Source organism: Chitinophaga sp. CF418, from assembly GCF_900142925.1.
In the GTDB taxonomy this organism is placed as follows: Bacteria; Bacteroidota; Bacteroidia; order Chitinophagales; family Chitinophagaceae; genus Chitinophaga.
In genome coordinates, this window is sequence record NZ_FRCN01000010.1 from 351,441 (window position 1) to 366,072 (window position 14,632).

Annotated in this window: 11 protein-coding genes; 2 read left to right on the plus strand and 9 right to left on the minus strand. The window is 47.1% G+C overall.

What is annotated here, in order from left to right:
- Nucleotides 1–241: 241 nt before the first annotated feature.
- Nucleotides 242–4,015, minus strand: a complete 3,774-nt coding sequence (locus tag F3I09_RS22505; RefSeq protein WP_149697299.1) for a HAMP domain-containing sensor histidine kinase — start codon at nucleotides 4,013–4,015, stop codon at nucleotides 242–244.
- Between the two features lie 5 nt (nucleotides 4,016–4,020).
- Nucleotides 4,021–4,788: a nucleoside triphosphate pyrophosphohydrolase gene (gene mazG / locus F3I09_RS22510; RefSeq protein ID WP_149697300.1), complete on the minus strand. Its 768-nt coding sequence runs from the start codon at nucleotides 4,786–4,788 to the stop codon at nucleotides 4,021–4,023.
- Nucleotides 4,789–4,924: 136 nt separating this feature from the next.
- Between mazG and F3I09_RS22515 the strand changes: the two genes are divergently transcribed.
- Entirely contained in the window at nucleotides 4,925–7,192 is a 2,268-nt protein-coding gene (locus tag F3I09_RS22515) for a Tex family protein (RefSeq protein ID WP_149697301.1), read from the plus strand.
- Between the two features lie 383 nt (nucleotides 7,193–7,575).
- On the opposite strand, the gene F3I09_RS22520 is transcribed toward F3I09_RS22515, so the two are convergent.
- The 3 genes from F3I09_RS22520 to F3I09_RS22530 form a co-directional block, all read right to left on the minus strand.
- The gene (locus tag F3I09_RS22520; protein WP_149697302.1) at nucleotides 7,576–8,097 is read right to left on the minus strand and encodes a hypothetical protein; all 522 of its coding nucleotides are present in this window, start codon (nucleotides 8,095–8,097) and stop codon (nucleotides 7,576–7,578) included.
- A gap of 76 nt (nucleotides 8,098–8,173) precedes the next feature.
- Nucleotides 8,174–8,953, minus strand: a complete 780-nt coding sequence (locus F3I09_RS22525; RefSeq protein ID WP_149697303.1) for an enoyl-CoA hydratase-related protein — start codon at nucleotides 8,951–8,953, stop codon at nucleotides 8,174–8,176.
- 8 nt (nucleotides 8,954–8,961) lie between these two features.
- Nucleotides 8,962–9,951, minus strand: coding sequence for a DUF3667 domain-containing protein (locus tag F3I09_RS22530; protein WP_188133916.1), 990 nt, complete (start codon nucleotides 9,949–9,951; stop codon nucleotides 8,962–8,964).
- A 91-nt stretch (nucleotides 9,952–10,042) separates the two neighbouring features.
- On the opposite strand from F3I09_RS22530, the gene F3I09_RS22535 reads away from it, so the two are divergent.
- Complete coding sequence (locus F3I09_RS22535) at nucleotides 10,043–10,906, plus strand: hypothetical protein (RefSeq protein ID WP_149697305.1); 864 nt, start codon at nucleotides 10,043–10,045, stop codon at nucleotides 10,904–10,906.
- 207 nt (nucleotides 10,907–11,113) lie between these two features.
- Here the strand turns inward: F3I09_RS22535 and F3I09_RS22540 are convergent, their stop codons facing one another.
- The 4 genes from F3I09_RS22540 to F3I09_RS22555 all read right to left on the minus strand — a co-directional run bounded on the left by F3I09_RS22540 (nucleotide 11,114) and on the right by F3I09_RS22555 (nucleotide 14,441).
- Complete coding sequence (locus F3I09_RS22540; protein ID WP_149697306.1) at nucleotides 11,114–11,938, minus strand: hypothetical protein; 825 nt, start codon at nucleotides 11,936–11,938, stop codon at nucleotides 11,114–11,116.
- A gap of 90 nt (nucleotides 11,939–12,028) precedes the next feature.
- Nucleotides 12,029–12,412: a DUF3037 domain-containing protein gene (locus F3I09_RS22545; RefSeq protein ID WP_149697307.1), complete on the minus strand. Its 384-nt coding sequence runs from the start codon at nucleotides 12,410–12,412 to the stop codon at nucleotides 12,029–12,031.
- Nucleotides 12,390–13,187 carry a HipA family kinase gene (locus F3I09_RS22550; RefSeq protein ID WP_149697308.1) on the minus strand — a complete coding sequence of 266 codons (798 nt, stop codon included), beginning with the start codon at nucleotides 13,185–13,187 and terminating at the stop codon, nucleotides 12,390–12,392. Before F3I09_RS22550 ends, F3I09_RS22545 begins: the two co-directional genes overlap by 23 nt.
- Nucleotides 13,188–13,298: 111 nt before the next feature.
- Complete coding sequence (locus F3I09_RS22555) at nucleotides 13,299–14,441, minus strand: lipopolysaccharide assembly protein LapB (RefSeq protein WP_149697309.1); 1,143 nt, start codon at nucleotides 14,439–14,441, stop codon at nucleotides 13,299–13,301.
- Nucleotides 14,442–14,632 lie beyond the last annotated feature (191 nt).

Genomic DNA, 14,632 nt, shown 5'->3' on the forward strand with positions numbered 1-14,632 from the left:
TCGCGTGTTTGTAGCCCCGGGTAAACGTATTAGACATCCCAGACCATTCGACCCGCCGTGGCAGGTCGAGTGTTTGTAGCCCCGGGTAAACGTATTAGACATCCCAGACCATTCGACCCGCCATGGCAGGTCGTGTGTTTGTAGCCCCGGGTAAACGTATTAGACATCCCAGACCATTCGACCCGCTGTGGCGGGTCGTGTATTTGTAGCCCCGGGTGGTAACCCGGGGACGTGGGACGGATCACACCTTTTCCAAAGGTAACCGTACGTAGAAGGTGGTTCCTACGGTGAGCTGGGTTTCAAACCAGATCTCTCCCCTCGCCTGTTCTACGATGTTTTTACACATGGCCAGTCCGAGGCCGGTACCGGAGTTTTTGGTCGTGAAATTGGGTACAAAGATCTTGGGCTGTATCTCTGGTGGGATGCCTTCCCCATTGTCTTCCACACTCACTACTACCCAGCCCTCTTCAACCTGTTCCATGGCAATGGTGACATGTCCTACCCTACCCTCTGGTAACGCCTGCACTGCATTCTGTAACAGATTGGTGAACAGGCGGTTCATCTGTGTTTTGTCTGCAAAAATATAATAGGCGCGTCCGGGTGGCGTGAAATGGATATTACAGTTCTCGTGGCTCTGATACAGGTCCTTCAGCGAATGCAGGACTTCATTCAGCAGCAATACTTCGCTGTTGGCTTCATCAATGCGTGAAAAGGCAGAGAAATCGGATGCTATATTCGCCAGGTGTTCTATCTGCTCTACCAGTGTATGCGCTACGTTATGAGAGAGCTGCTTTACATTTGGCGCATCATTGTCTATTGCGCGCTGCAGGTACTGGATGCTCAGCTTCATAGGCGTGAGCGGGTTCTTGATCTCATGTGCTACCTGACGGGCCATTTCCCTCCAGGCGCCTTCCCTTTCACTCTTTGCAAGCCTTGCAGCACTCACTTCCAGCTTGCGTACCATCTTGTTGTATTCTTTTACCAACGCACCTATTTCATCGTCCTTTTCCCACTCTATCTCGTCATTCTGTTGTCCCAGGCTTACGTGACGCAGTTTTTCCGTTACCAGGGAGAATGATTTGGTGATGGAGTTAGTGATCAGCAGCGCCAGTAAACCGGCTATCAGGAAGATGAAAGCATTAAAGTTGATCAGCGCTACCAGGAAGTTGGAGATCTGTTGGTTCAACTCCGTCTGGGTAGCGAAGTAAGGAACATTCAGATAGGCGAAGATCTCCCCGTTATTGCGCAGCGGTGCGTAGCCTGAAAGATACTTCATGGACCCGATCTTTTCCTTCTGGATCCACTGGATCTTGGGCTCGTGGTACAATTGTACGAAAGCATCGGGATTGATCTTTTTTGACAACAGTCCTTTTTCTGTGATCAGGGGTTGTGTAGTGACCTGCAGATTTCCATCCCTGTCATAAATGTTGATATCCAGCGCACGCTCGTCTGCAATCTCTCCAATGGCAGAAGTCAGGCTGGCCTGGAAAATGGGATCGTACAGGTCTTCCAGGTCATCAAACATACGCTGGTCTGCAAAGACCTTCTCCACATCGTGAGAGACCTCGTTAATGGTACGGCTCAGCCTTTCCTTATTCTCTCTTTCTGAGCGGTCTATAAAGAACAGAATAGTGGTCAGACCCAGTATAATAAAGGCGAATACCACGATGAAAATGATGGTACCATGTACCTTTTTACGGATGCTGATATTGATCAGTGCCTTGAGATTCCCGATGCGCATCCTTGCTTTCACCAGCAGATCAAGCACTCTGTAGATGGCGATGATGAGTAAAAAGAGACAGAACATGTAGGCAAAGAGTGTGATGAATTCCACGAAACTCCTGTTCTCTTTCACCACTATCACTACTTTGTCTTTTGATGCCTTGTAGGTAAGCCTGGAGAACCCTTTTTCCGATTGTACCGTGATCTCATCTTTCGGGATGTCTACTCCATATAGTTTTACAGGAAATGCAAAATCATTGTTATTGCTCACCAGTTGTCCCTGGTCATAGATCGCGTAGGAATAGGCCACGGAGGACTCTTTCTCGGGATCATAGATCTCTCCATCCACCAGCAGTTCGGGGTACAGACGCTGTGTATTGACCACTGCCGGCGTCAGTTCATATACCAGGTAACCGGAAGGGATACCGTTGTTATAGAAATCTTTACGGCCAATATAACTGTAGTCGTTGAAGCTCCGTTCGTTGTAATACAGTTCGCTGCCTATCAATTCTGAGCTCATCAGCATACGCCGGCTCAGGGCAGGGAAAGTGGAGGTATCTCCACCGTAGATTGGCTCAAAATACTCGTTAAAGGCATAGAAGGTGACGTTGAAGCGTCCCAGGTAGCCTTTGAAGTATTTTTGTTTCAGTTCGTTTTCCAGTGTGGACCTTGGCATACTCCGGCCAGTACTACCGGCGCTTTGCTGGAAGAACAGCTGCAGGAGTTCGTCATCTTCCATTTGCCGGGTCACGTCTGTGAGCAGCATTTCCACATAAGGATCTTTCTGCTTGGACAGCTCCACTGCCATACGTTCCCTCAGACTCAACTCTTTCTGATCGTTGTAATACACCAGTACTGCCGAAGTAGTGATAGTGAGCAGGAACAGCCAGAACAGGAAGGGAACGGTAGCCAGGCTATTCTCAAAGCGGTAGGACAATACATCCAGCAACACCACATAGATGATGAGCCAGATAACCATGGCGACAGAGTAGTATATCTCCGGATTCTGCAGGCGGAATGTTAGCCATATCATACCCACAGCTGCGAGGAAGATGTATTTGGTACGATGTCTGAAATTGGTCAGTTCATTCAGCAGGTAGTTAATGATCTGCGAAAAAAACAGGAAGCTGAACGAGATAAAACCCAGGATTACAAAACCGATGATACTGTATTCATTCAGGCTGAAAGGATTGGCTACATCAAAAGAAATCCTGGAATCGATCACAAGGCTTCGGATCAGTTCAGAGAGGAATTCCCCTACTACATACATGATGAAACTTGCGAGGATGATCACCAGGCGTTGCTGCCAGTGATTCTTCACGATGGGCGGTTTGATGGTCTTTACGTGCTCACGGAAAAAAAGCAGGAGCCAGAATCCAAGCAACACGTTCAGCAAGAGGTCGCCCAGGGAGCGGAATACCTCATCCTTGGCGTAAATAAGTGGGGTAAAGATATTGAGCGCACGCAGGTTGAAAGGAAAGGGATAGAAATAACTCAGCGTACGACAGAATATGACGACTGCAAACAGGAAGAAAAAGCCATACATGGGGTTCTTCTGCCTGGCCAGCATAGTGGCAAAGAGGTTGATGAAGATCAGTACGCAGATGCATCCGAGCACCCTGAGGATGACACTGAGCAGGTTAGGCGGTCCGGCATCGAGCGTCCGGTCATAGTACAGGTAGAACAGGATCAGGTCCTGCCCGTTCAGTACGGGGATGCCGGGTGGTTTGAGATGGATGGTATATTCCATTCCCAGGGCCGGTTTATCGTAGAAATGATCTACCAGGTAATTGTTGCTGATGCTGTATTCCATCATCACAGGAATCGCGCCGAGGATATATCGGTCGTGCCCGGGTTGCCTGGCGGGCAGCTTTTTACAGATCACTTCGTAATACCCGTTCTTCAGTTTCAGAAAACGGATACCGGGGGTAAGCGGCAGCTGCCATTCTTCAGGCAGCACCAGGTTGGTGCTCCAATATACCAGCCAGCGGCTGGCGGTACTGCTGTCGTAGGCAAAGACATAGAAGTCCTTTCTGCCCAGCAGTTTTGCTTCTTCCTCATTCTGATCACGGGAAAAGATGTGACTGATCAGGGTGGTATCATTTATCAGTTCCTCAAAAGCCAGCTCACGCTGCCACAGGCTTTTCTCCAGGCTGCGTTTTACCCCCTGGGGGGAGGAATAGTATGACCAGTAATTGCTGAAAAGGAATGAAAAGGTAAATAACCAGGCAGCAATGATCAGGAGATATCCATGGCGGATGAAAAAAAACCTTATTTCTTTGATATCCAGCAACTTCTTTATTTTTCTGATTTTTTCACTTCGTTCCAGAGCCCGTCCATTTCCGTCAATGACATTTCATCGAGCGTTTTACCCTGTGCGGCTGCCATTTGTTCCATATGCTGGAAGCGGCGTATGAACTTCTTATTGGTGCGTTCCAGGGCATTTTCGGCGTCTACTTTCAGGAAGCGGGAGTAGTTCACCAGGGAGAACAAAACATCGCCAAATTCGTCTTCTATCTGGTCAGGTTTTCCCAGCTGTACCACCTCATGCAGTTCTTCTATCTCTTCTTTGACCTTTTCCCATACCTGATCGATATTATCCCATTCAAAACCTACCTGTTTGGCTTTGGACTGGAGGCGCATAGCTTTCACCAGGGCCGGCAGGGACACAGGCACACCGCTGAGTACGGAAGTCTTGCCTTCCTTCAGTTTCAGCTTCTCCCAGTTCTGTTTGACCTCTTCTTCATTTTCCACCTTTACGTCGCCATAGATATGCGGGTGGCGATAGATGAGTTTTTCACAGATGCCGTTAATGACATCATCCATGGTAAATTGCTGCTGTTCTTTACCGATCTTTGCGTAGAATACGATATGCAGGAGCAGATCTCCCAGTTCTTCCTTTATTGATTTCCAGTCCTGGTCAGTGATAGCGTCTGCCAGTTCGTATAGTTCTTCTATTGTTTGCTGACGGAGTGTCTGGATAGTCTGTTTCCTGTCCCAGGGGCATTTTTCACGCAGATCGTCCATGATTTCCAGCAGGCGATTGAAGGCCGAATTATTTTCCATCTGTCAAATATAAAGAATTCCCGCAGGGGGACGTCTGTATGGGATTTATGTTAATTTCTTTTTGTTGACAGAAAAGGCATTTTAGTTACATTTGCCGCCGGTTTTGGTTAACCGGAAAACTACTAATTTTTAATTCATGAATAGCAAACACATTGCGCTAATTTCAGCGGAGCTGAACATCTCAGCGCGACAAGCGGAGAACACCATGAATTTGCTGGCGGAAGGGTCCACCGTGCCTTTCATCAGTCGCTACCGTAAGGAAGTGACCGGTAGTCTGGACGAGGTACAGATCGGGAAGATCGAAGATCTCCAGAAACGCTACCAGGAAGTGGATGATCGCCGCGCTTTCATTATCAAAACCATTACAGACCAGGAGAAAATGACTCCTGAGCTGCTGGACAAAATTGAAAACACCTGGGCACTCACAGAACTGGAAGACATTTACCTCCCATATAAACCAAAACGCAAGACCAGAGGTACGCAAGCTATCGAAAAAGGTCTGGAGCCGTTGGCTAAACTGATCTTCGAACAGCAGGAGAATGCGCCTCAAAGCGCTGCAGAGCAATTCCTGAACGAGCAGGTAGCATCTACAGATGAAGCATTGAAAGGCGCACGTGATATCATGGCAGAATGGATCAACGAAAATGCCGAACTGCGTGATAAACTGCGTAAACTCTTTACCCACACCGCCGTACTGACATCCAAAGTGATAGAAGGTAAGGAAGAAGAGGGTTCCAAGTACAAAGACTATTTTGATTTCAGCGAAGAGATCAGCGCCATCCCTTCCCACAGGGTGCTGGCTATCCTGCGTGGTGAATCAGAAGGATTCCTGTATGCCACTATCAGCCCTGCTGAAGAAGACGCGACAGGCATCATAGACAAACAGTTCGTAACCGGCAATAACGCCAGCAGCGAACAGGTGAAAAAAGCGGGTACAGACTCTTACAAACGCCTGCTCCGTCCATCCCTGGAGAATGAGTTCCGTGCCTTAGGTAAAGAACATGCAGACACCGAGGCGATAGAAGTATTCGCCGAGAACCTGCGTCAGTTATTGCTGGCAGCTCCTTTAGGGCCTAAAGCGGTGATTGCTATTGACCCGGGTTACAGAACCGGTTGTAAAGTGGTAGCACTTGACGACCAGGGTAATATGCTGGATAACGACGTTATTTATCCGCTGGAGAAAAACTACAAGAGAGACGATGCTGAAGCCCTGCTGAGAAGATGGGCGGAAAAATATGATACTGCCGCTATTGCCGTGGGCAATGGTACTGCAGGTCGTGAGACGGAAGAATTTGTGAAGAAGATCGACTTCGGTAAGAAGATCAATATTTTCATGGTAAATGAAAGTGGCGCTTCTGTATATTCTGCTTCTGAAGTAGCGAGAGAGGAATTCCCTGATTTCGACGTAACCGTACGTGGCGCGGTATCTATCGGCCGCAGGCTGATAGACCCGCTGGCAGAACTGGTGAAAATAGATCCAAAGGCGATCGGTGTAGGTCAGTACCAGCACGACGTGAACCAATCCAACCTGAAACAGAGCCTGGACAGGGTGGTTGTAAGCTGCGTGAACAATGTAGGGGTAAACCTGAACACTGCCTCTAAACACCTGCTGGCGTATGTATCTGGTCTGGGCCCATCCCTGGCGGAAAACATCGTGAAATACCGTAAAGAGAATGGTGCATTTAAGAACCGTTTACAGCTGAAGAAAGTGACCCGTCTGGGTGAAAAAGCGTTTGAACAGTGTGCAGGGTTCCTCCGTATCGAAAATGGGGACAATCCGCTGGATAACTCCGCTGTACACCCTGAGCGTTATTCCCTGATCGAGAACATGGCTGCCAAACAGCAGTGTACTGTTCAGGACCTGATGGCTAAGGATGATCTGCGTAAGAAGATCAATCCGAAGGAATATGTAAGCGAAGAAGTAGGTTTACTGACACTGGAAGATATCCTGAAAGAGCTGGATAAACCAAGCCGTGACCCACGTGACGAGATCGCCATCTTCGAATATGCGGAAGGCATCCGTACAATGGAAGATCTGAAGGTAGGCATGACTTTACCGGGGGTAGTGACCAACATCACCAACTTCGGTGCTTTTGTGGATATTGGCGTAAAACAGGATGGTTTGGTGCATATCTCTCATCTCAGCAACAAGTTTATCAGCAACCCTAATGAAGCTGTAAAACTGAACCAGAAAGTAACGGTAACGGTGCTGGAGGTTGATCCTGCGCGTAAGCGTATTTCTCTGTCCATGAAGGACAATGAAGCACAAGGTACCAGTGGCGGCGGTGGTCAGCGGAAAGAAAGAAAGGATGGTGGCAGTGGTAAGCCTTCCAAACAGGCTGCACCTGCTCCGCTGAATGATTTCCAGGCGAAACTGATGGAGCTGAAGAAAAAGTTCAACTAGAAAAAAGACAATACAGAAGAGGGGGTATCAAAATTAATTGATACCCCCTCTTTATTTTTTACGCTAAGTAGCTCCGGTTTCAGTATGGGATGCCGGTCGGCGCCTCTCTGGAATGCTATCAAGCATTTGGAATCGTATTGGCTTTTGAATACGGATTGGACAGCATCGGTCGTATCACCGGAGAGCCGAAGGCCCGCCATTCCCATCTGAAACCGGGTGCTACTTTCGCTCTCCCTATTATTGTTTAAACGTCTATTTTATCAGGACCCTGGTGAGCTTTTTGCACAGCTGCAGACCATAAGTATCCATGATGTATTTGTATAAAGTGGTCTATTACTTTTGACACACCGCCTCTATTTTTTTCTGCTTTCCGGTTAAGGTTTTTAGTTCAATGAAGGGAACTTCAGTTTCCATCGTAATAACTTTTCAGGGAAAGCAGAATCATTCCTTTCACTGAACAGCTTTACAGTCCCATTTACGGCGATGCCTATGTAGATGACATCTCTGCGCATATCGATGGCCAGTGCTGCTTCATCGCCACCACAATAGTGCCTGCGGCATCCCTGGTTGTAGAGGATATCATTTTCCAGTTCTACAGGAGGAGTAACGTCAAAGCGTTCTGCAAAAGCCGGGCTATCTGTAGCCAGTAATGCCCTGATACGCGACTTTAGTGGTTCTTTCTCCAGCATACCGCTTTCCGCTACATACTTACCTTCAAACTGCTCAAAAGCTCGCCAGGAAGCTACCTGGGTGGGTTCAATGGTGTCGGCTATAGCCATCATAGTGTCTGTTGTAGGCGGAGGTATATTTCCTTTTTCTTCTCCGTTGGTGACAGCCGGTTCTTTACATCCTAAAATGCAGGCAGCTACTACGTACAGTGCTGCCAGGTGTTTGTTCATGGTCATGGTCTCTATTACGAATTGCTAATTGTGTATTACGGGGAATATATCATGAGCATGATGCTGTCCGTAATACGCAATGTCATTTTCCTTTAAATACAGGTGTTCTTTTATCAACAAAAGCCTGCATGCCCTCTTTCTGATCATCGGAAGCAAACAGGAGATAAAAGTTTTTACGTTCAAAATGCAGCCCTTCTTCCAGGGTACTGTCAAATGCTTTTAATACAGATTCTTTGGCCATTTTCACTGCCAGCGGACTGAGTGCAGCTACTTCTGAAGCCAGTTGGATGGCTTCTTTCAGGAAAAGTTCTACCGGTACTACCCGGTTGATGAGACCTGCGCGCAATGCTTCTTCTGCGCTGATAAAACGGCCTGTCAATACCATCTCCATAGCGAGCGCCTTACCTACTGCGCGGGTAAGACGTTGTGTACCGCCGGCTCCTGGCATGACGCCTATCTTTATTTCAGGTTGTCCGAAGCGCGCTGTTTCACTGGCTACGATCATATCGCAAAGCATAACCAGCTCACATCCCCCACCCAGCGCGAAACCGCTTACTGCCGCTATCAACGGCTTCTTAGTTTTTTTTATTGTGTCCCAGGTACTGAATTGGTCTATGTTATACATATCCATTGCAGTCTTACCTGCCATTTGTTTGATGTCTGCGCCTGCGGCGAATGCTTTTTCATTACCGCTGATAATAATAACCCGTACGTTGTCGTCCGCGTCCAATGCTTTTAATGCGTCCCTGAGTTCTGCCATCAGTTCAAGGTTCAGCGCATTCAATTCTTTGGGGCGGTTCAACTGGATATGGGCCACATAGGGGGCCACTTCCTGGTGTATGATAATAAATTCTGGTTGCATTCCCTAAATTACGCAATTAATACAGTCATCGTGAATACAAAACCTATAAATACGATCAACAGTGTAATCAGGTAAGCCAGGGTCACCAGGAAACCTTTCAGCAGCGATTTTCCCCAGGACTGCCCATAGGTGTTCTTCAGGGCTATTACCAGGTACGCAAATATGACGAGTAGCCCCCAACTGGTAAACACTTCTATATGAAAGAGTGTATCCAGGGCTGTACATACCAGAAAAAACAAAAAGAAAAATACATGGATATGCACGGAGAAGACAGCATGATCTGCATAAAACCATTTCTTCTTATCGTACATCCATTTCAGGTACAAGGCAAAAAGCGGCAACAGCACAAACATCATTTTAGGATAGTTGTGGTGAAACAACTCTTCCTGGGCATGATCTTTCTCCTCCTTAGTCTGGTCTTCGCCGGCCCTGCCGGCAGAAAAATAATACCGGGCCATTTTACGTTGAATACGGTTGTCACGGTATTCTTTAGGCAGTGTTGCCTGCAGGGAGTCGTACTGCTTTTTGGAATCGACAGCGTTCAGCCTTCTAAACCAGTCTCCTGTAGAGAGGTTGCCCCTCTTGATGGAATCCGGAAGGCTTACGAAAAGCTCTTTGTTCTGCCGGCGGGCAGTCTCGACCTGCTCTTTGGTATTTTTATCGAGTGACTCATCATTGCTGTGGGACGTCAGTGTAAAATAAAACAAGAAAAAGACGAAGGATGAAAAAATATACAATTTGATAGGATGTACAAACTTCACCCTTTTCCCGGCAGTATACTCTTTGGTAATAAAGCCTGGCCTGGTGAATAAATACTTGAAAGTCAGTAGTGTTTTGGAATCATAATGTACCAGATCGGCCGCAAATTCCTTTACCAGGTGGCCGAAACTTTCGTGGGGCACAATATTTTCCTGCCCGCAGTTTGTACAATATCTGCCGGGAACATCCGTTCCACAGTTGAGGCAGTTTGTTTCTTTCCTTAGAGGTTGTGTTTTCAAGTAACTTATAGGTTATAGAAGGTAAATATAAAAATTATCTTTACAGAAATGAACTGCTGAATGTTCCTGAATCATTATTTTTGTATCTAATATGTACACGAGAAAAACCATTTTATTGCTTTTCACAGCATTGTTTGGGTTAAAGCTGTCTGTTTCCGCCCAATACTATTACCAGGACATCGTCAATACCGCCCGTACCGAGGCAAATATGGCCCTGCTAAAGGAAAATAAGATCCTTGTACAACTGGTTCAGAGCTTTGACGCCAACCAGGAATCTGATAACGATTTCCGCTGCCAGCGTGAAATACAGGCCAATTACCGGCAGATCCGGTCCACGACTGTCTCCCGTGCTACCGGCTATTCCGTAATGACTTCCTACTTTTCTGCCAAGGGTAAACTGACGAAAACCATAGACAGTACCCGCAGCGTTATTACGACTGTAATTTACATGCGTAATACCAACGATACCAGCGCGAAGATCAGGGAAGTATATCTTACCTCTTATGAGCCGAAATCCAAGTATAAATTCACCGAAACACGGCGTTATCAATACGACAGCCTGGGGCGGTTATCGCAAATGGTTCATTTTCACGGCGATAGAGTGGAAGATTCGACCACTGTACAATTTACGCTGGATTCACTGGGACTAGTGGCTGAAGAGATCGAAACAGGCAAGGGAGCCAGCGGCAGGCGGATCTATTACAAGTACAATGACCAGAATTTGTTGACGGATATCGTCCGCTACTCTCCTACCCGGAAGAAAATGCTACCGGACTATATTTTCGACTATGATGCCAAAAACAGGATCGGCGCTATGACCACTGTGAATGGCGAGACGGCTACTTATACTATCTGGAGGTATACATATGACGAGAAAGGGCTTCCTCTTCAGGAAGAGTGCTATGGAAAAAAGAAGGAGCTGATGGGCACCGTGCGGTACAAGTACCGGAGATGATATTAAAGTATTCAGAAAGGCGTTCTGTAAGGCACAGGACGCCTTTTTTTATTTCAGGGAGGTATCTATCCGGCTGGGTATAAAACCCGGCAATTAGGGCATTAAAAATGCCGCGGAGCTCCCGGGGTTCCCCCCGCGCCACAAATACAGGGGCATCTAACGGAGTCCTATTATGTTTTGTTAATGACGTTTGGTACCTGATAAACGTTATGAAGCTGTTTGTTGCAGCGTATAGAGGTCAAAATAATCGTACAGCGCAGCCAGTTTTTCGAGGTGGGCCGTATTATGTGGATCAAAATTCTCTTTCTGTACAATGAGGATATAACCGCCGCCGGGAAGCTTTTCTATTACTTCAAAAGCAGCCTGTTTTATTTTGTCTTCACCCACCGTTTTTACCTGATCCTCATTCCAATAGTTAAACCAGTAAATAGCAGGGGGTATTTCCAGTGGATCAAAGAGTCCCGGAGCCATGACCTTTCCGATACGTGCAGTAAGATGCTCGGGCGTTTTTACAACGATATCCGGCGTAGATATTTCCTCATCCATTTCCACTTCTCCGTAAAAGGAAGCGAAGGAGATCAATGTTTCCAGTTCGGTATCGTATACAGCTGCATACCTGGCCTTATAAGCATTAATGGCGGTAACAAAGAAACGGTGAAATTCGTCGTAAGAGAAGTGCCCCTCAGGCTGCAGTAATGGCTTACCGCTGCGGAAGCTGAAGGCTGCATTGTCTTCATTGGTATATTCGAAGGGATCTGTATGCACCAATGTAAATAAGGATGTATCCTTACCTGTAGACAGGATCACATCCCTGTCAAAATCTCCGTCGCTCCAGTGTTTTTCCAGCTCAGCGAAAGCCTGCTTCAACTCTTCTGCTGAAACGTAGTCATTGAACTTAGCGCCGTCAAACACGTAGCGCAGCTGGGTAGCCTGACTGTGCTCATTACAGGCTTGTACAAGGTCCAGAAAACGATAAAGGGAATCGGCCTCCTTCGGGCGGAACAGTTGTAAGGTGCTTGTTTGCAGTAACATGGAGCAATGGGGTTTTGCTGTAAATCTAAATAAAAACAAGGTACGAAAAAGAGGGTGTAGAAAAGTTAACATACACCCTCTTTTTATGTATTACAATACCAGTTGTTCATGTAGTCTGATCAAGGCCTTACCGGGATCGTCGCAGAAACCGGGATGTACCTTTCCCGCCTGTACAACTGTACTCCGGGTAGCAGTCAGCCAACGAAAGCGGGAAGCAAGATCGAGCTGTCCTATCGGACCGGCCTGCTTGCCTCCTTTTGCAATGCATTCAAAAGCCTCCAGGTAGGTCTTTACTTCACTGATATCTATATCCGGAGAAAAAGCACGCAAGCGGTCTTCATTCAGCGTAATCATCACCTGTAAGAACCTTTGTTGTTTGCAATAGAGAATGACACCGGCATTGAGAAACTCTTCCCGTTCCACTCTCGGCATAACGCGGATGACAGCGTACTCAAATAAGTGTTTTTCTTGCATTTTGCGCTTCATTTACAAATATTCCGGAATTGGCTATCCGGGTGATCAAAAAATCTGCATATACTGCTCTTATTTCATCTGGCGTACCATGATGGGATAATGTCAGCAACCATTCATCGGGCACTACGGAAATGACAGCACGAATCTGTTCAGGCGTCAGGATCTCACGGAAGGCGGCATCTACTTTATCCAGTCCGTCTGCCTGGGGTAGCAAAACATGGTCTTTTACCTGTACGAAGGGGCGTTTAGCCTGTTCCTGCCAGTTATCCCAGGAGTGGTGGAAATACAGGGAAGCGCCATGATCGATGAGCCATAATTCCTTATGCCACATGAGCATATTGGTATTACGGGCGGTACGGTCAACGTTGGTCAGCAGGCAGTCCAGCCATACAATACGGGAAGCTGTCAGCGGATCAATCACTGCAACCGTAGGATCATAGGTAATAGCGCCAGAGAGGTAATGCAGGGCCAGATTAAGCCCTTCACTGGCCTTCAGCAGGTCCTGGATCTCTTCATCCGGCTCGGTACGGCCGAAAGCATTATCGAGATTGGCAAAAACGATCTCCGGCACCTTCATGCCTAATCTGCGGGCTATCTCTCCTCCGATCAATTCAGCAATCAATGCCTTTATGCCTTGCCCAGCGCCACGGAACTTCAGTACGTACAGGAACCCATCATCTGCCTCGGCGATAGCCGGTAAAGAGCCTCCTTCACGCAATGGAGTCACATACCTGGTCACGTTGACAGTTCTCAGTTCGGGTTGTTTACTCATCATTGAATTCATATTTACGCAAATAATAACCGGCAGTTTTTGACGCTGCCGGTTATCAAAGCCGCATAAAATTAAGCCTATTTAAGGTGCCGAGCAAGGTATATAGAGAAGGACTTATTTCTGAATGCGGGTTTTCAGATAGTTATAAATTTCTTTTTCCTCCGGCGTTTCCCCTTTGTACAGCTGGATATAACGTTTGTAATAGCGTGTGGCCATAGCGTCGTTCTTCAAATGAGCATCGTAGATACGACCTATACTATATTGTTTCAGCGGCTGATGGAACATATAGTAGGCTGTATCCAGACTGGCGATGGCAGGCTTGTATTGACCCAATGCCTCATAGTTGATGGACATACCTGTATAGTAGTTATCCAGGCTGGCCGACTTTGCCATATTGATACAGATCTGCAGCAGCTCATTGCTTTCCTGGTACTTTTTCAGTTGTGTATAGGCCATAGCGGCATAATAGATGATATTTTCAGAACTGGCATTCCGCGCATTGAGGTAGTCATTCACGGCTATGCAATCTTCGTATTTTTTGAGGTTATAAGCCGCTGCGGAGACATAGATGAAGGTATTGGAGGAAGAGATGTTCAGCTGTTTCAGCTTCTCCCCCAATATGAGGGCGCGCTGATAATCCTTCAGCAGGTAGGAGGTCCGGGCGCCAGTCATCAGGACGATTGCAGACGAGGAATCTATGGCCAGGAAAGTGTTTATCAGTGTGTCTGCTGCGCCAAAGCGCTTTTTCTCTATCCATTCTTCTGCCAGCCGGGAAACGACCTTAGGATCGTAAGGATTTAGCGAATAAGCTTTATTCAACCAGGCAAAACCGGAGTCCTGCTGCAGGGCCGTAAGTGCAGCGAAGCCCAGCTGCTTCCAGGCAATGGCGCTCTGAGGACGGAGTACGACCACTTTTTTATAGTGTTCTACAGCAGTCAGCGGACGTTCCTGTTGCAGATTGATCACAGCCAGGCACTGGTGGGCAGTGAGGTGATTACTGTCCAGCTGCAAGACCTTTTCGTAATAATTTACCGCCTCCGGCACCTTTCCCGCCTGGTAATACGTATAAGCCAGCAGCGCTACCTGACGGGCGTCATTACTGTCTACCGCCGGCCGGAGATACGCAATAGCTTCGTCGTACTGCTGGTCCTGCAGGTATTCCATTACACGGTTCCTGTTCACCGAAGATTGGGCAAGGGTCCTGGTCGTGTTGCTTAACAGAAAAAGCAGACATAATATCCTGTACAGGTTGTTCATTTTATATTACTATTTGACCTTAAAACTAAATATATAGTTTTAAAAAGAAAAATTTAGTTGATGTATTTATACCAGACCTCAACTATTTGATATTGAGCGTATTGATAGATTTACAAGCAGCGTTATAAGCAAGCGGGCGGCATTCATGCCTGGGCAGGAACCGGAAAAAGCTATCCGGGGGAGGCCTTATT